The organism is Methanothermococcus okinawensis IH1, from assembly GCF_000179575.2.
Taxonomy (GTDB): Archaea; AGJL01; Methanococci; order Methanococcales; family Methanococcaceae; genus Methanofervidicoccus; species Methanofervidicoccus okinawensis.
On the sequence record NC_015636.1, the window covers coordinates 737,168 to 755,869 of the forward strand.

Sequence of the window (18,702 nt, forward strand, 5' to 3'; positions counted from 1 at the left end):
ACTAATAATAATCAATATGACTAAATTTTATTGACATTATCTCGACCGTTTTTTATATCTCTTCTTTTGCCCTCTCTTAGCATCTGAAATAATAGCTTCCCCAACTTCAAGAGCTCTACTGCCAACTTTGCTGTTAAATGGTATTATCTCTACATAAGGTTTATTAACAGGTCCAAAAACATCATAAATCTTCCCAAGCTTAGTCTTATCACCAGTTTTTAAAAAAACGATAGCATTTAAAGGAGGTTGGCGGTCTGTTCTTCCGATTATTCTCCCCTTAGGAGTTTTATGTAATATCTTTATTTTTTTCAAAATAACTCCTCCGAGCTCCTTTACTTAAATCATGTATTTAAAATAATTAATTTATCATTATATATACTATTTTTATAATAATATGCAATCATTACTACTATTTAAAGGTTTCGAAAAATATATAAATGAATTTCTAAATTTGACAATTAATTCATATATAATGAACAATATAATAATGTAAAAATAAAATATATATTAGTAAATAATATATCATATATTAATACAATATTATTTATCTATATAATATCATTATAATAGAAATTAAGGTTAAAACATAAAAAGGGATATTATGGATTATTTAGAACTAGGATATGAACCAAAAGACAACGAACTACTTTCATGCATGGTTGTAAAAGCTGAAAATCTTAAAAAAGCTGCGAATGATATTGCAGGTGAGAGCTCTATTGGAACATGGACCGAATTAAAAACAATGAAAAGCGAAATATATAAAAAACTTAAACCAAGGGTATATGAAATAAATGAGATGGGAAAAGAGGGGGATACTAATATTGGATTGATAAAAATAGCCTATCCATTAGATACATTTGAACCAAATAACATGCCGGGAACTCTTGCAGGAATAGCAGGAAATATTTTTGGAATGAAGTCATTAAATGGATTAAGGATATTAGATTTCAGGTTTCCAAAAGAATTTATAAAATGTTATTCTGGACCAAAATATGGAATAAAAGGCATAAGAAAGCTATTGAATGTAATGGAAAGACCCTTGGTTGGAACAATAGTTAAACCAAAAGTTGGATTGAATTCCGAAGAACATGCAAAAGTGGCATACAACTCATGGATTGGTGGTTGCGATATAGTAAAGGACGATGAAAATCTTGTTTCACAGGATTTTAACAAATTTGAAGGCAGATTGCATAAAGTGTTGGAGTGTAGGGATAAGGCAGAGTCTGAAACTGGTGAAAAGAAAATATACATGCCAAACATCACAGCACCATATAGGGAAATGGTAAGGCGGGCTGAGCTCGTAGAGGATGCAGGATGTGAGTATGCTATGATTGATGTTGTGGTGCTTGGATTTTCAGCAGTTCAGCAGATTAGGGAGGAAGGTTTTAATTTTGCAATTCATGCCCATAGGGCAATGCATGCGGCAATTACTCGTTCCAGAGAATGGGGTATATCAATGCTTGCACTTGCAAAAATATACAGATTGTTGGGTGTTGACCAACTTCATATTGGAACAGTTGTTGGGAAGATGGAAGGAGGCAAAGATGAGGTATGCAGTATAAGGGATGAAATAGTATTGGAAGATGTTAAAGAGGATAATAAAAATAAATTCTTTAACCAAAAATGGCATGGGTTAAATAATACATTTCCAGTATCATCAGGAGGGGTTTATCCTAAATTAGTTCCAGAAATTGTAAATATCTTTGGAAAGGATGTAATTATTCAGGCAGGAGGTGGTATCCATGGACATCCAGAGGGCACTGTTGCAGGAGCTCGGGCAATGAGGGCATCTGTTGAGGCATCTATTGAAGGTATCCCACTGAGTGAAAAAGCAGAAGAAGTTTCAGAACTTAAAAAAGCATTAGAATATTGGAAATAATTTTTAATATCCCTATGGTTATTATATTTATTATTTTATTATTTTATTTCTTATATTTTAATTTTTATATCTTTTATTTTTATTTTCGTTATTAATTTATACTATAAAAGAATATTATTTTAATAAAATATTTAGGAGATTAAAATGGATGTCGTAGAAGTATTGGAAAACTCAATTAAAGCATATAAATTAACAACAAAATATCATGGAAATTTCACTGATTTAAAGAGAGCTCTATTTTTAGGATGGTATTGTAATTTAACCAAACCTTGCAAATTTTGCTATATGTCATCTCAAAAGTCAAAAATAAAAAACCCAAAATCTGCGAGAAGAAGAATAGAATCCATACTTGCAGAGGCTGTATTGATGAAGAGAATAGGTTGGAAATTAGAGTTTATCTCTGGCGGGTATGGATATACTGTGGAGGAATTAAATGATATTCTTGAAATGGTTTCCTATGTTCAAAAATCAAAGCAGTATTTAAATGTTGGAATAGTGGGTTTTGAGAACTTAAATTTAAATGTAATTGAGGGAGTAGTTGGAGCAGTAGAAACAGTAAATGATGAGCTCCACGATTACCTATGCCCACAAAAACCTATTGATAAAACAAAGGAAATGCTTTTAAAAGCAAAGGAGTATAATTTAAAAACTGGAATTACCATAATATTGGGCATGGGTGAAAAGGAAGAAGATATCGAAAAACTTTTAAATTTGATTGAAGAACTCGACCTAAATAGGATTACATTCTATTCACTAAATCCACAAAAAGAAACCATATTTGAAGGAAAACCATCTATTGCCACATTGGAGTATATGAATTGGGTTTCGTCGGTTAGATTGAATTTTCCAAAGATGGAAATAATCACAGGAACATGGGTGGATAAACTTACAAATATAGGTCCGTTAATAATGAGCGGTTCAAACACCATTACAAAATTTCCACTATTTAGTATATTTGGAAAAAAGGAAGGAATTACCGTAGAAAATGAAATAAAATCCACTGGGAGAGAACTTCTAGGGACTTTTTCAGATATTGAAGCTTTGGAAGGAAAAAAGGATTTAAGGGATTTAAAACGCTCTCCTTATGTTGATGAAGATATAGAAATAAGTGATAAAAACATTGAAAGATTAAGGTTTCTTGAAAGTAGAATAAATAATAAGATAGATAGCTATGTCAGGAAGACATTAAAAAACTTAAAATAAGGGATATTTATGAAACATAGACCTTTAAATAGGGAAGAAATAAAATCTGTTAAAAATCATCTTATAACTTATCTTGGAAATAATATAGAAAATTTTAAATTTGAGAACTTATATGTTTTAGAGGATAAAGATAAATATGATGTAATATATGCAAATAAAGAAGTTCTCGAAATTCTTAAAAATTTTGCCAAAAATATCTACGGTGTAGGTATATCATTTGGAAATTTTGAAATTAAACATTCTAATAGTGGAAATAAAATAAATAAAATAAATAAAATTAAATTTTCAATATCGTTAGAAGGCATGTCTTTGATTTCAAAAGATATTGTAAAAAACTATATAATTGTAAATAAAAAAGGCGAAACTTTATTTTTATATGGTAGGGATATATTTAAATCATCAATTTTGGAGATGAATGGTGGAGGAAAGGTTGCAGTATTTAATAAGAATAGGGAGCTCTTGGGTATTGGTAACTATGGTGGCGGAGATATGATAAAAAATATTATAGATAAAGGATGGTATTTAAGAAAAGGAGGATAATTATTATTTTAAAAAAAGAATAGATGTGAAAAATATGGATTCAAAAACATTAGTAAATAAGATTTTAAATGATATTTATAAGAATTTAGACGAATATTCAAAAGATTTAATAAGAGCTTGCAATTTTGATGTTCAATTTAAAAATTTGTATATTACAGATGATATGACAGGAAAAAAATATTATATAAGAAATTTAATGGATTGTGAAGATATTCCATTATTTGAGGCTCAAAATAGGATATATAGAGTTAAAAAAGTCAGTTTAGAAAAAATAATTGATGAGGTTATAATATTATACCTATCATCGAGAAAATCAAAAGATGGTTATTCTTTTGAAGTGGATAGTAATTATAAGGTTGTTGAACCTATGGTATTTATAAATTATGAACATAAGGAAAGAATATTGATGTGGAATGAGCTCACCGAAGAGGAGCTCGATGAAAAACTTGCAGATTTTGATATGAAAATAGACGCAATAACTGAGGATATTTTAAAAAAGATAGGATGCATTGACAATAATAATTTTGTAGTGTATGTGGATGTATTTATGGATTTAGAAATTATTAAGAACATTACTGAAAAGGAAGGAAATATGGTAATGATTTGGATACATCCTCTGTTTATATTTTCGGACAATAATGTGGTAAAAGGAATTATTGCATATGAGCTCTCAAAATATAATAAAAATATATTGGAAATGTTCTATAAAGATATTATAGAATACTGTAAAGAATATAAAAAGCTTTGCAGTAAAAATTTAAAGATATTGGATAAAATAAAGGAAATAGCAATAAAAAGAAATGATAAAAAGGTTATTGAAGAGCTTAAAGAGATGGAATTTATTTAATTTATAATCATTAAAAATAAATAAAAATAGAAATCTAAATCTTATTAATTTCCTTAGATTTTTTAAAAATTAAATTTAATCTTTATTTATTTATTTTTTTTAATCTTTTATTTTTTAAGATTTTTGGATATTATTCTTACAATAGTGGTTATTATTGCCTAAAACTACCAATAATGCTAAGATATAATAAAATATTACTAAAATATTTACCGATATAATATTAATATTGTCAAATATAGGGAATATCCTTTTATAAAACCATATATCAGTAAATAACCTACACAAAATGCTAAAAGTGTCCATAAAATATTAAATTTTCTCATTTACCTCACACCCCTAACAATAAATAATGCTATGTTTATATAAATGATATTAGTATTAATTATTGTGACCTACACTATTTTATTAATAACTATTTTTTTAATAAATTTAATATTGTCCAAACTCTTGCCATTGTGCGTTTATATGATAATAATAGATTATTATTGCAGTAATAATAAATAGTTATATAAGCATAATTATTCATATTTAAGAGCTTCTATAGGGTTTAACTTGGATGCTTTATATGCAGGATATAGTGCAGATATTATAGAAATACTTATACCAATTATTACACTTTTTATTAAGATATAAATTAAATCTATCATAGGTAATATCATACCATTGCCATAGTAATATAATACAATTTGACCAACAATTAAACTAAGTATTATACCAATTAAACTACCAACTGCCCCTAGTATTGCTGATTCATAAAGAAACAAAACTATAATGTCCATTTTAGACGCCCCAATACTTTTCATAATTCCAATCTCTTTTGTTCGTTCGATTGTTCCCATGATTGTTATATTTGCAATACCCATTCCTGAAATTATTAAAGATATTGCACCTATTGACGATAAGAAATTAGTTATGGTATTTAGTGTAGAGCTCATAACTTTAAATAAATCTTTCATTGTTATTATCGATATTTTATTATTATTTTTGTCCATTGCTTTTTTCAATTTAAATATTGTGTTGTTGATTTTATGCTTATCATTTACAATTACTACGATATTAGAACAATTACTCCTGCCATAGAATCTATTGTATGTTTTTTGTGATAAGATAGCATCACTATATGGAATTGTTAAGTGGCATATTCCAGCAATTCTAAAAGATATATTATTTATATACACCATATCTCCTTTTTTTAGTCCATATCTTTTTGCAGTGATATTGTTAAATATGATTGATGTGTCCGTTAATTTTGGTATTTCGTTGCTTTTATCATTTTTGATGTTTTCTGATTTTTCCAATATATACATATCTCCTTTTTTAATTCCAGAGATTTTTATGTATAGTTTTGTCCCATTTCTTAAGCAAATTATGTTATCTGTGGAATATATCGGAATTGATTTATCTGATAATTTATTTATGATTTCAATATCCTTTTTTGTAAATCCTTGATTATCCAAAGATGATAAAATAAGTATATTATTAGCAAAGTTTTCATTTGAAACATTTTTATTAACACTTGTTCCAATAATTCCAAAAATGGTAACCATAAAAATTCCTATTATAACCCCTAACACTGCCAAAGTGGTTCTTAACCTATTACTCTTTAAGTTTCTTACTGCCATTTTTAGATATATTTTCATAGTTATCCCAACTATCCTTACTATACACTTATTTTCTAAGAGCTCCTATTGGGTTTAATTTAGATGCCTTGTATGCAGGATATATTGCCGAAATTAAAGTTAGTAATAGTCCAATGGAAATTCCATAAACGGCATATTTTAGTGCAAATAAGGGCATATCCAAGCCAATTATATATTTAACTATAATATATCCAGTAGCATAACTTACAATAGTCCCAATAATACAACCAATTAATCCTAAAATAAATGCCTCATATAGAAATAGCATCATAATATCTTTTTTTGAAGCTCCAATACTTTTCATAATTCCAATTTCTCTTGTTCTTTCCACCACATTCATTATCATCACATTTCCTATGCAGACAGATGCTACAATTAATGAAACTCCCCCAATGGCAGACAAAAATAATGATAATTTATCTATTATTGAAGAAAGCATGGTTAAAGAATTATACACCACTGCTTTGTTTTCTTTGTTATTTAACAATTTTATAGATTCATTTTTTATTTTCGATTTCGAATTTTTACTGGTTTTTATTATTATTTTTGAATAACCTGCATTTCCACATATTTGTTTAAATGTATTATCTGAAATAATATAATCCAACCCCAAATTACTTAATATATTATTGTTATTCTTTAGTTTTATTATCCTTAATTTTGAATTTTTTAATTTAATATAGTCCCCATTTTTTAAACCGAGATTTTTTAGGCAATATGAGTTTATGCCAATTGATGTATCAGATATTTCTTTATTTGTTAATTTTTTCATATTGATTTTGTTTAATCCATATACTGTTATTATCGTTTCATTTCGTCCTCTATTATATTTCATAACCTCATCGCTGGATAATATAGGAATTATTTCACAGTTGAATTTTTTAATTTCAAGTTTTTTAACATCCTTTTCTGAAAAATAAAAATAACCTTGTTTTTTATTAGGTATTATCTCAATATATGATATTTTACCATTTTGCTCATTTAGACCATTTTTTACACTTTCCCCAATTATTCCAAAAATAGACAATGAAACTACTCCAATTACAATACCCATAAATGCTAAAAAGCTCATAAGTTTATGTCTTTTTAAATTCCTCTTAGCCATTTCAAAATACATATTATTCCTCAACTAATTCTCCATCCCTAATATTTATTATCCTATCGGCAACCTTTCCAACATTTATATCGTGGGTAACCATAACAACCGTTTTTCCAGATTTGTTTAATTTTTTTAGGAGCTCCATAATTTTAGCACCAGTCTTTGAATCCAATGACCCTGTTGGTTCATCGCATAATAAAATAGGTGGGTCATTTGCAAGAGCTCGTGCTATTGCCACCCTCTGTTGCTGACCCCCACTTAATTGATTGGGTTTGTGATTTGCAAATTTTTCATCCAATTCAGCCATTTTTAAACATTCCAATGCTCTTTTTCGTTTTTCTTCCGAGCTCATATTACTTCGATATTTAAATATTAGGGGGAGCTCTACATTTTCTAATGCACTCAACAATGGAATAAGATTAAACTGTTGAAATACAAATCCAATTTTCATTCTCCTAATTTCCGTTAATTGGTTATCGTTTAAATCACTTGCTTTTACACTATCTATATATACCTCTCCATTATCTGGTCTATCCAAACAACCAATAATATTTAAAAGTGTAGATTTCCCACTTCCACTTGGTCCCATAATTGAGACAAATTCTCCCTCTTCTATTCTTAGATTTACATTATTTAGTGCGTATATTACTTCTTCCCCCATTTTGTAGGATTTTACAACATTTTTTAATATAATCATAATTCCCCTTTATTATTATTTTTATTCCTTTTTTCTTATAAATCCCCTATAAATTAAATAAATCACTCCAATACAAAATAAAAGACCTATTCCAATAACTGCATAATTAATTCCCTCTTTTTTTCCATTATAATCATTATACGATACTACCTGACCATTATCTATTTTTATCTCCTTGTTTATTGTTATTAAATTGTTGTTTTCATCCCTGTATGTAATTACAATTGGAATTTCACTTACATTTCCATTTATCACACAGTGCAATTCAAAACTTCCATAATCATCTGCATTTAATGTTCCTACAAAATAATTTTCGTATGGTCTTTTTGGGATAATATTCTTTGTTCTTTTAATGCTAACCAATACACTTTTTGCCTTGGTAGTTCCTATATTGGATAAATCCCCAGTAATTGTTTTTTCGGTTATTCCCTCTATATTTATTCCAGTTAAAACTAAATCAGCCCTTCCTATAACATTTACAGAGATATTTTTATCCACTTCATTTCCATCAAAAATTATTTTTATGGGGATTTCTTTAACTCCTATCTCATTTACCTTTATTTTAAATGAAACATTTTTGGTTTTTCCATAAGGTATAAAGATAGTTTTTTGATTATTTCCTAAATAATATTTTTCAATAGATATAATAAAATTAGCATCCTTGTAATTGTTTTTTAGGGATAATGTGAAATTATTCACCTCTCCAACGGGATAAGTGTAGTTAATTACATTTAAATCAACGGCATTATCTGGAATTACTTTAAATACTAAATTTCCTTTCTCTTCAACAATTTTTTGATTTTTGTAGTTGTATGTGATTGTATTGGAATGCCCCTGTTCTGTTTCTGTTTTATCCATTAGTTGTAAATTATCATATGGATTATTATATGTTAGTTCATAGGGTAGTTTTAAAATACCATCTCCACTTGCATAAATTTTAATCTCCATCAATTTTGTTTGGTGTGGTTTTAAGCCGTCTATATAACCCTCCGATAATGAAAAAATATTACTATTATCGTTGTTAAATTGCATCTTTATGTTTTTTGCTACCCCTGTTCCCTCATTTGTTATTTTTAAATAGATGGTATTTTCGCCTTCTTTTATTGTTGGTGGATTTTCAATTGTAAGTATTGGTTTTCCCCTAATTGGAATAGTAAATATTCTATTTTCTGAATGTTGTTTATTATCCTCTGTATAGTTGCAATATGCCACAATTTTATAGTCCTTTGACGGAGTATTATCTTTAATTTTTATTATAAAATGACCTACTCCTTTTTCAGATGGAAATAATTGCCCCTCATAATCCTTTCCTTTAATTATTTGTATGTAATTCTTACTTTCCCCATAAGGATATATGCCTATTACGGTGTTGTTTATCTCCTTTTCTGGTGTGATTACCACCCATAAATCATAGGTCTTTGATGGTTCCAAATATTGATTTTTATAGTCAATGCTTGTAAATTCCACTGCATCTATTGTGTTTAAAATTAAAAATAAAGATAAGATAGATAAAAAAATAAAAAAGGATTTTTTCATTATTTCACCTTATAGTATATAATACTAAATTAATTATACCAACCACTATCGCTAGAATTAGTGATTTGTTAAATTTTAGAGAATAGGTATATTGAATGCCTTTTGCCCATATTAAGCATGCCCATATTGTAAATATAATATATATTAAATAATTCAGCCATTGAGGCATTGGTGAACCCCCATTTATATAATTCAACATATCTATTATGATATCACTAAATGCTGTTATTATGTAACCATATGCAATAATTTCAAATATCTTTTTAAATGAAATATCTTTTAATTTTGTAACATATAATAATACATCTATTATCATTGTATCTAACAATATAAGTAATAATAACACCATAATTGAAATAATTACAACGATTATTGTTGTTGTAGGTTGGCAATTTCCTTTAAGGGTAAGTAGGGATAACGCAGATGCAAATGTATTTAATAATATTGCAATTAATGGGACATAACGATTATAAGGTCTAACCCCTACATTTTGAAAGAATTTATCTGGATTTATTATTAAATCTATTATCTTCATGGTATACCTCAGTTATTTATGTTAATGACAGCAATGTTGGTGTTATATATGCTTCTATAAATGCGGCTATTATAATTAATGATAATGAAAGTAGGGACATGCAAAAAATTTCACAAATGTCTTCTTTTGTCATTAATTTTTCTTTTTTATCCAATAGATATAATATTAGGTTAGATGGTATTTTTAACCCTACTGCACCAGCTAAAATAAATCCTGCAAATTCCAATATACCATGTGGAAGAATACCTGCAATAATATATGTTATTTTTGTTCCAGAAGCGATAAATGATACATAAAATCCATTTATAAACAATAGATAAATATCCAATATGCCAAATACTAACACACCAGATATGAGTTTTATATATACCGTAATGTTATTATATAATATATCCCAAAAAGATAATGTTGTTAACGAATTCAAATGCATATAATTGATAGATGATTCGTTTATTGGAAAATTGTGGGATGATGATATATATAATACATGCCCCATAAATATTCCGAAGGTAAAACTTAATATTGCGATAATAATTGGAATTGAAACTTTATATTTACCATATATGTCCATATTTTTACCCTTGCCTCTAAAAAATAAAAAATAAAAACTAAAATATTTTTACCATATTAGTGCATTTATGGATGGGTTCCATATATATGAAATATATTTTGCTGCCATAGATATAATTCTCCCGTATTTTGTTGGGAGTTTTGCTTTTGATATATCATTTAGTGTTTTATAGCCCTCTTCTTTTAAATATTTTAAGAAATCTATAACTGCAAGTCCCGTGTCCATATCTACATATCCCTTAGCAATTAATATGTATATTGCATCCCCTGTATCTTTGGATATAGTTGATACAGATGTTTCGCTTGAAATACTTGCAGGTGTAGCAAATACCGCTCCTACCATACATAGCATAGCCACAGCAGCGAAACCTTTAAGTATATTTAAGTTCATGGTTTATTCACCTCCTTTAATTTTAAGGGAGTAATTTTCTCTAAGGCTCAGAACCCTTTGGGTTTATCATCGCCAAGGTCGGCTCCGAATAGTTCCCACCTATTCATCATCGCCGACTTTTCATTTTTTCTTCAATGTTTTTAAACAATCATTTAATAATGTTTTTAATATCGTAATTAATTTTTACTTTTTTCGTAATTATTATATATGCAAAACTCCTATATATATATATATATATATATATATTATGATTTAAATTAAATAGAAAAGTATTTAAAATAAGTTTAATTTATGAAATTTTGTCAATTGATATTTTTATTAATTAAAATACATAAAATTAATTTAAAATGAGAAATAACCAAACCAGAGCTCCTATTAAATATAACCAAAGACGAAATTTTATGACCCTTAACTATTTAAGATTATAATTATAATCAAATATTATATTATATGATTAGATAGGACATATTAAATTAGTAATTTCATTAGTTCTGTCTGAACTATATATAATAAACTATATAATAGGGCATATTATGAAAATTAGACAACTTCCAGAGGATTTTACTGTTGATGAGATTTTGGATGATGATATTTTATGTAATGAGGTATTAAATGATATAGATAATAGTATTAAAGATACTAAAAATACTAAAAATATTGATGATACAAATTTTAACTTATATACTTTAAAAAAAACAAATATTGAAAATTTGAAGGCGTTATCCTATGTTTCAAAAGAATTCAATATCCCGTTGAAGAACATAGGATACTGTGGTTTAAAGGATAGACATGCTATTACTAAACAGTATATCACCATTCCATCAAACTATGGTGTATTATCCATTAATGAAAAAAATTTAGAATTAAAGTATATTAAAACCATAAAAAAGCCACTAAAAATAGGGGATTTAAAGGGAAACAGGTTTGAAATTACAGTTAGGGATATAGATAAAAATGATTTTTTAAAAATAGGCGAAAATTTAAGAAATTTATATATCGGAGCTCCGAATTATTATGATGAGCAAAGGTTTGGAAGCGTATTTCATAATAAATTTATAGCAAAAGAGTATTTAAAAGGAAATTATGAGAATATATTAAATATACTGCTTACAAATTATAAAAAAAGCGAAAATAAGAGAATAAAGGATTTAAAAAGATATATAAAAAATAATTGGAACAATTGGGAAAAGATTTTAAAATATATCAAAGACAACAGAATAAAAAGCAAAATGTTTGTAAATATAATAAAATACTTAGCTTATGAAAACAATCAGGTAAATTATAAAGAAGCCCTTAAATATGTAGATGATAGATTAAAAAAGCTTTTTATATCTGCTTACCAGAGTTATCTATGGAACGAGTGTGTAAAGGAGCTCCTAAAAAATTACATTCCAAAGGATGAAAGAATTTATTTAGATTATAGTTGTGGAACATTTCTATTTTATAAAAAAATTGATGATAATTTGCTAAATGAATTAAAGAATAAAACATTTCCCACCATTGCACCAGATATTAATTATAATAAATTTAATGAAGAATATAAGGCTATAATTTCAAAAGTTTTAAAAAAGGAAGGAGTTAATTTAAATGATTTTAATAAACTAAATGAATTGGGAAAATTATCCTATTCTGAAAGATATATACTATCCATTCCAAAAAATATCAACTACGGGACATTTAAAAAAGATGAATTGAACAGTGGTAAATATAAAATAACTGTTGAGTTTGAATTAAATAAAGGCAGTTATGCTACAATAATAATAAAAAGAATATTTAATTTAATATAAATAATTTATCCATTTCATTCATTTATTTTAGTTTTATTTATGTTTATTTGGATTTATATAGGTTATAGATGTATTCATTCCACTTTAACCACATATTGTTTATACATTCATTTGTTTCGTTAAATCCCATGGTAATATGATAATTGCCTATATTTCTATAATAGCAATAACTTATTTTTGTGCTGTTGGCATATTCCGATGTGTAGGTGTATTTGTAATAATTTCCATATTTAAAGTGTAATTTGGTTTTTGAAACTTTTATATACTCCGGGTTGTCTAAATTAGGTTTATAATTTCTAACATCAAAATTTATTTTAATACTATTTTTGATGTATGTTTTTATTTCTCCCTTTTTATTTCCTTCTGATATATCTATTGCATTTGAATAGGGCAAATCCATAAATAAGTCATCCAAAGCCACAGTTTTTGAATAATCCACATAGTAATTTGAATTATTGTTGGATGTATTGTTATATTCATAGCCTATTGAATTGTTGGTGTAATTGTTAGTATTTGTTATATTATTTATTAGGAGCTCCCCCTTGTAGCTTGAACAGTTATTAACCGATGTATTGTTATAGTCTAAATTATTTAAATGGATATTTTGGTTATTATTTTGGTTATTGGTTGTTGTATATAGTTTATCATATACAATATACCCCCCCAACAGTAAAACAATCGATAAAAGCATAATAATAGTAATATCTTTTGATGATGGCATAACCATATACTATCACATCGTAAAAATTAAGGATAATTACATAATTACATAATATTAATATTATTTAATAAAAAATATAAATTTATTAATAAATATTTATTCCAAAACTAAGGCCTTTAATTCCTCAGGTCTGTGGAGCTCACCACCGATTTTATCGCTAAGCACCACATCGCATTTGGCATATTTCATTACTTCCCCAACAATCTGTCCTAAATTCATTTCAGGCACTATAATTTTAGAAGCCTTTAAGTTTTTTATGAGCTCATCAGGGAATGGATAAACCGTAATTAGTCTAATATATCCTACATCATAACCTTCTTTTCTCATTTCCTCAACTACATGCTTTACCGTTCTTGAAGGAGTTCCATAACATACAAACATCGTTTCGCTGTTAATATATTTTGCCTCGTATTTTATAATGTCATTCTTATTATTCAGTATTTTATTGCAGATTCTTTTAATTAATTTTTCATGGGTTTCAGAGGATACATCGGGATATCCTCTTTCGTCATGAGTTAAACCTGTAACATGGACATTATACCCTTCTCCAAATATGGGCATTTCAGGAACTTCCTTATCAAAGGGATATGGTTTTTTACATGGCTTTTCATCTGGAAGAACTCTGTTTATTATAGGTATGTTATCGTGGAAAATTACCTTTTCCCTCATATGTCCAACAATTTCATCAGCCATAACAAATACAGGAATTCTGTATTTTTCTGCATAGTTAAATGCCATAATAGTATAATCGTACATCTCTTGAACAGATGATGGAGCTAATGCTATTGGTTCGTAATCACCATGGCTTCCCCATCTTATCTGCATCATGTCCCCCTGACTTGCAGATGTTGGCTGACCGGTTGATGGTCCCCCCCTCTGAACATCAACTATGACACATGGAGTTTCAGTCATAAAGGCATATCCTATATTTTCCATCATTAGACTCAATCCTGGACCTGATGTTGCTGTCATAGATTTTAAACCGCCCCAACTAGCGCCTATTATACTTGCCATACTACCGAGCTCATCCTCCATCTGGATATAGTATCCTCCAACCTTTGGGAGTTCCCTTGCCATGCCCTCGGCTATCTCTGTTGATGGTGTGATAGGATAACCTCCAAAAAATCTACAACCTGCTTTTAGAGCTCCTTTTACACATGCTAAATTACCCTGGATAAAATTTATATCAGCCAAAATATCACCTTATTTATATTTTTTATCGTATTATCATATTATATTTTAATTTTTATTTTAACTTAATTAAATTTTTGACTTATTTTAATTTATTTATTATATCACTATTTATTTTAATTTTTTACCTATCTTTTTTATTTTTCCACTATATACTTATATATAGCATCTAAATTTTCATTTATTCCATATTTTTTGAAGTATCTCAATAGGTTTTCTAAATCCCTCTTTAAATAAAATTCTATATCTACCTTAAACTCTCCTGGTAATTTATTTAGTTTTAATTTTTCATCTTTATCTTCTTTTATTTTTATAGCCTGTGGGAAATCAATTATAGTGAAATTTCCATCTTCATCAATTAATATGTTGAATTCACTTAAATCCCCATGAATATATCCGAGCTCATACATTTTCTTTACTTCATTAATTATGCCCCAAAATAATTTATTAATATCTATATCCAATTGTTTTAAATCCACTCTTTTTAATTCATCCCCCTTTAGTTTTCCCATAATAATGGCGTGCCTGTTTTGTTCAATTGGTTCTGGAACTTTCACAATTGGAAATAAATCAGTTAATACTTCAAATTCCTTTTCCGCCGTTAATCTTGAAGCATATAACCAACTGATATGTCGCTTATCTGCTAAATAACTTCTGTATCTCTTTCCTCTTGTAAAGCATGTTCTTCCTAAATTATGGAATTTTAAAACTGCTTCTCTATTGTTGCTTAATAGTATATTATAAACATCGCCTTCTTTTCCAACGCCTAATTTACCACCTATCGCAGTAATAATTCCTTTTTTTACAAAGGCATTTAATGCCAATGCATCATATCCCCTATGGGAGAGTCTATATCCATAACTGCTTCTATTTATGAGTTTGAATTTATCCAATATTTTTAATCTATATAATATCTCTTTTTTATCGAGTTTTGTTTTTTTGATTATTTCAGGCATTGGCACCCATTCATAATACCTCATAGATATCTCAATGATTTTTAAAACTCTCCAATCCTCTTCTTTCATCTCATGCAATGTGCTGATTAGTTTTTCTATAATGATTGCACCTCCATAAATCTATGTAATAATTTTATATTATATGCTAAATATATCGGTTATACACTTAACAATATTAATTTTAACCTTAATCTATTAAAAATAATATAATACTTTTAATGTTTTTAATGTAATTTTTATTTTATAAATATATTTATAATAAAATATGAAAAACATAAAAAATAAGAAAGAATATTTCTTTAAAATATAGACCCTGGTGGTTAAATTGTTTTCTAAATTTGTGAATCATCTGATAAAAAATTTGGAGGTTTTGAAGAAATTTGATGAGGAGTTAATAACTATTTTTATAAATGCTATTATATCTACCAAATATAACAATTCTAAGATATTTATATACGGGGTTGGGAGAAGCGGATATGTTGGAATGGCTTTTGCTATGAGATTGATGCATTTAGGATTTAATTCACATTTTATTGGAGAACCCACCTGTCCAGCTATTGAAGATAATGATTTGTTGATAGTTATATCGGGGAGTGGTGAAACATGCTCAGTGGTTAATGTATTAAAAAGGGCAAATGAACTTAAAATGGATGAAAATAAAGATAATAATAAAAATAACAAAGATAATAGTAATAATAAATATAATAAGAATAATAAGAATAATAAATATAATAATTTAAAAATAATATCCATTACTTGTAAAAAGGAAAATACTGTAAAAGAACTTTCTGATATACATATCCATTTAGGAACTCATAATAATAAATGCTTTCCAATGGGGACTTTATTTGAAGAGATGGCTTTTATATTTTTAGATGGAATTATATATTTATTGATGGAAAGATTAAATATTTCTGAAAATGAAATGAAAAAAAGACATTGCAATTTGCAGTAATTATAAAAATAAAAATAAGATAAAAATTAATATAAATAAAAGTAAATAAATTAAATAAATTAAAAAAATGTTAAATACCTCATGTAATACTGTAATATAATTTTATATGTATTTTACTATTTAATATATTTATTTTATAGTATTAATGCTAAAAAAAGGAATGGTGAATTTTATGAAATTTGGATGGATATTGGCAAACGATGAAGATTGGGAAGAAAGAAAAGAAACTGTAAAAGATGCTCTTGAAAGCTCAATTCCTGCTGTTATGGTTCCAAAGGATGATATAGAAAAAGTAAAGGAGCTCGGAAATATAAAAATTATTTCAAATGATTTAGACGCAGATATTGTGGTAATAAATAAAGACGAGGATTTGGACATCCTACTCAACGCAAAAAAGCTTGGAAAGGAAACTGGTGTTTATGTGCCAATAGAGAGTAAAGAGGATGAAGAATATGCTTCGGATGTTAGTAAATACGATTATATAGATTATATTATTTTAGAGGGAAAGGATTGGACAATTATTCCGTTGGAAAATCTTATAGCAGATTTATTCAATGAAAATGTGAAAATTGTATCTGTGGCAAACAGTATTGAAGATGCAAAAACAGCATACGAAATACTTGAAAAAGGTGTGGATGGAGTTCTTTTAATTCCAAACGATACCAACGATGTTAAGGACTTTTCAAGATTAATAGAAAAAATGAATTCCGAGAAATTAAAATTGGATTATGCTGTTATAAAGAAGGTTGAACCTGTTGGTAGTGGTGATAGAGTATGTATTGATACATGCTCAATGATGGAGCTCGGAGAAGGCATGTTAATAGGTTCATATTCAAGAGGTTTATTTTTAGTGCATTCAGAAACAGTAGAAAACCCTTATGTTGCCACAAGACCATTTAGAGTAAATGCAGGACCTGTTCATGCTTACATATTATGTCCTGGAAATAGAACAAGATATTTAAGTGAGTTAAAGGCAGGAGATAGCGTATTGATAGTAGATAAGGAAGGAATGACAAGAGAAGGAATTGTTGGTAGAGTAAAAATAGAAAAAAGACCATTAATGCTCATAGAGGCAGAATATAACGGAGATATAATAAGAACAATATTGCAGAATGCTGAAACTATTAGGCTTGTTGGTGAAGATGGAAAACCAATATCAGTGGTTGATTTAAAAGAAGGCGATAAAGTTTTAATAAAAGCAGATGAAAATGCGAGACACTTTGGAATGGCAATAAAAGAAACAATTATTGAGAAATGACTATAAAGTATAATATATTAATTTTAATTAATTAAATATTTTAATATTTTTTTCTATTTTATAAGTTATAATATTTTTATATAATTATAATATATGTGTGGTGTAATGATGGTCATTGGAGATGTTGAAAAGAGATTGAACAAAATTCTTGAAAAAGAAGGAGCTCTATATTTTATACTAATAGACCCCGATGAAAAAAATTGTATTGATATAGTAAAGAAGGTAAAGGATTACGCCGATGCTATAATAATGGGAGGTAGCATAGGTATTACTAATTTAAATGAAATTACAAAAGAGATTAAAGAAATTATTGGAGATATGCCAATTATTTTATTTCCCGGTAATGTGGATGGTTTGACCCCCTATGCAGATGCTGTTTTTTTCATGTCTTTGATGAACTCAAACAATACCTATTGGACAACTATGGCACCTACATTGGGAGCAATTACTATTAAAAAATATAACTTGGAAGCAATACCTATGGCATATTTAGGAATAGAGCCTATTAAAAGAACTGCGGTTGGTTTTGTAGGTGAAGTAAATGAAATACCTCAGAGAAAGCCAGAAATAGCTGCATTATACTGTTTATCTGCTAAATACTTTGGTATGAGATGGGCATATTTAGAGGCAGGAAGTGGTGCCGAGTTTCCTGTAAGCAATGAAATGGTAGCAGTATCAAAAAGATTAAGTGATATAAATATCATCGTAGGCGGTGGTATAAGAACGCCAGAAGTGGCATATAAAAAGGTTATAAGTGGTGCCGATGCAATTGTAACTGGAACGCTTATTGAGGATAACCCAAATATGGTAAAAGAAATGAGGGATGCCATAAAAAAGGCAGGTATGGAAAAAATAAAAATGAAAGAAAATAAATAAAAAAATAATTAAATAAAAAAT

Annotated in this window: 19 protein-coding genes; 8 read left to right on the top strand and 11 right to left on the bottom strand. The window is 27.7% G+C overall.

Features of this window, described 5'->3' with window-relative positions; translation table 11 throughout:
• Positions 1 to 36 precede the first annotated feature (36 nt).
• Positions 37 to 312 carry a Gar1/Naf1 family protein gene (locus METOK_RS03655; RefSeq protein ID WP_013866881.1) on the bottom strand — a complete coding sequence of 92 codons (276 nt, stop codon included), beginning with the start codon at positions 310 to 312 and terminating at the stop codon, positions 37 to 39.
• Between the two features lie 289 nt (positions 313 to 601).
• Here METOK_RS03655 and rbcL point away from each other — a divergent pair, with 289 nt between their 5' ends.
• The 4 genes from rbcL (at position 602) to METOK_RS03675 (ending at position 4,469) form a co-directional block, all read left to right on the top strand.
• A complete protein-coding gene (gene rbcL, locus METOK_RS03660) occupies positions 602 to 1,879 on the top strand; it encodes a type III ribulose-bisphosphate carboxylase (protein ID WP_013866882.1) in 1,278 nt (425 codons plus the stop codon).
• A gap of 144 nt (positions 1,880 to 2,023) precedes the next feature.
• Complete coding sequence (locus tag METOK_RS03665; protein WP_013866883.1) at positions 2,024 to 3,082, top strand: radical SAM protein; 1,059 nt, start codon at positions 2,024 to 2,026, stop codon at positions 3,080 to 3,082.
• Positions 3,083 to 3,091: 9 nt separating this feature from the next.
• Positions 3,092 to 3,622, top strand: a complete 531-nt coding sequence (locus tag METOK_RS03670) for a PUA domain-containing protein (protein ID WP_013866884.1) — start codon at positions 3,092 to 3,094, stop codon at positions 3,620 to 3,622.
• A 34-nt stretch (positions 3,623 to 3,656) separates the two neighbouring features.
• Positions 3,657 to 4,469 (top strand): hypothetical protein, encoded by an 813-nt coding sequence (locus METOK_RS03675; protein ID WP_013866885.1) that lies wholly within the window; start codon positions 3,657 to 3,659, stop codon positions 4,467 to 4,469.
• 518 nt (positions 4,470 to 4,987) lie between these two features.
• Here the strand turns inward: METOK_RS03675 and METOK_RS03680 are convergent.
• Genes METOK_RS03680 through METOK_RS03710 form a run of 7 tightly spaced genes read right to left on the bottom strand, consistent with a single transcriptional unit; the run spans position 4,988 to position 10,937 of the window.
• Positions 4,988 to 6,109 (bottom strand): ABC transporter permease, encoded by a 1,122-nt coding sequence (locus METOK_RS03680; protein WP_013866886.1) that lies wholly within the window; start codon positions 6,107 to 6,109, stop codon positions 4,988 to 4,990.
• Positions 6,110 to 6,137: 28 nt separating this feature from the next.
• Positions 6,138 to 7,226, bottom strand: coding sequence for an ABC transporter permease (locus tag METOK_RS03685; protein WP_013866887.1), 1,089 nt, complete (start codon positions 7,224 to 7,226; stop codon positions 6,138 to 6,140).
• Position 7,227: 1 nt separating this feature from the next.
• On the bottom strand, positions 7,228 to 7,905 hold the full coding sequence (locus METOK_RS03690) for an ABC transporter ATP-binding protein (protein ID WP_013866621.1): 678 nt from the start codon (positions 7,903 to 7,905) through the stop codon (positions 7,228 to 7,230).
• A 21-nt stretch (positions 7,906 to 7,926) separates the two neighbouring features.
• On the bottom strand, positions 7,927 to 9,441 hold the full coding sequence (locus METOK_RS03695; protein ID WP_013866888.1) for a COG1361 S-layer family protein: 1,515 nt from the start codon (positions 9,439 to 9,441) through the stop codon (positions 7,927 to 7,929).
• Positions 9,442 to 9,445: 4 nt separating this feature from the next.
• Positions 9,446 to 9,976: a YIP1 family protein gene (locus METOK_RS03700; protein ID WP_013866889.1), complete on the bottom strand. Its 531-nt coding sequence runs from the start codon at positions 9,974 to 9,976 to the stop codon at positions 9,446 to 9,448.
• 16 nt (positions 9,977 to 9,992) lie between these two features.
• Positions 9,993 to 10,547, bottom strand: coding sequence for a stage II sporulation protein M (locus METOK_RS03705; protein ID WP_013866890.1), 555 nt, complete (start codon positions 10,545 to 10,547; stop codon positions 9,993 to 9,995).
• A gap of 48 nt (positions 10,548 to 10,595) precedes the next feature.
• Positions 10,596 to 10,937: a hypothetical protein gene (locus METOK_RS03710; protein WP_013866891.1), complete on the bottom strand. Its 342-nt coding sequence runs from the start codon at positions 10,935 to 10,937 to the stop codon at positions 10,596 to 10,598.
• Positions 10,938 to 11,470: 533 nt separating this feature from the next.
• Here METOK_RS03710 and truD point away from each other — a divergent pair.
• Positions 11,471 to 12,724, top strand: coding sequence for a tRNA pseudouridine(13) synthase TruD (truD, locus tag METOK_RS03715; protein WP_013866892.1), 1,254 nt, complete (start codon positions 11,471 to 11,473; stop codon positions 12,722 to 12,724).
• A 43-nt stretch (positions 12,725 to 12,767) separates the two neighbouring features.
• On the opposite strand, the gene METOK_RS08345 is transcribed toward truD, so the two are convergent.
• The 3 genes from METOK_RS08345 to METOK_RS03730 form a co-directional block, all read right to left on the bottom strand.
• A complete protein-coding gene (locus tag METOK_RS08345; RefSeq protein WP_013866893.1) occupies positions 12,768 to 13,451 on the bottom strand; it encodes a hypothetical protein in 684 nt (227 codons plus the stop codon).
• A 90-nt stretch (positions 13,452 to 13,541) separates the two neighbouring features.
• Positions 13,542 to 14,639 (bottom strand): 2-oxoacid:acceptor oxidoreductase subunit alpha, encoded by a 1,098-nt coding sequence (locus METOK_RS03725; protein WP_013866894.1) that lies wholly within the window; start codon positions 14,637 to 14,639, stop codon positions 13,542 to 13,544.
• Between the two features lie 134 nt (positions 14,640 to 14,773).
• Complete coding sequence (locus METOK_RS03730) at positions 14,774 to 15,661, bottom strand: RIO1 family regulatory kinase/ATPase domain-containing protein (RefSeq protein WP_013866895.1); 888 nt, start codon at positions 15,659 to 15,661, stop codon at positions 14,774 to 14,776.
• 247 nt (positions 15,662 to 15,908) lie between these two features.
• Here METOK_RS03730 and METOK_RS03735 point away from each other — a divergent pair, with 247 nt between their 5' ends.
• From METOK_RS03735 to METOK_RS03745, 3 genes are all read left to right on the top strand, one after another.
• Positions 15,909 to 16,547 (top strand): SIS domain-containing protein, encoded by a 639-nt coding sequence (locus METOK_RS03735; RefSeq protein ID WP_232210846.1) that lies wholly within the window; start codon positions 15,909 to 15,911, stop codon positions 16,545 to 16,547.
• 172 nt (positions 16,548 to 16,719) lie between these two features.
• Positions 16,720 to 17,805, top strand: a complete 1,086-nt coding sequence (locus METOK_RS03740) for a 3-dehydroquinate synthase II (RefSeq protein WP_048057867.1) — start codon at positions 16,720 to 16,722, stop codon at positions 17,803 to 17,805.
• A gap of 105 nt (positions 17,806 to 17,910) precedes the next feature.
• Positions 17,911 to 18,681, top strand: a complete 771-nt coding sequence (locus METOK_RS03745) for a geranylgeranylglyceryl/heptaprenylglyceryl phosphate synthase (RefSeq protein WP_394295979.1) — start codon at positions 17,911 to 17,913, stop codon at positions 18,679 to 18,681.
• Positions 18,682 to 18,702: the final 21 nt, after the last annotated feature.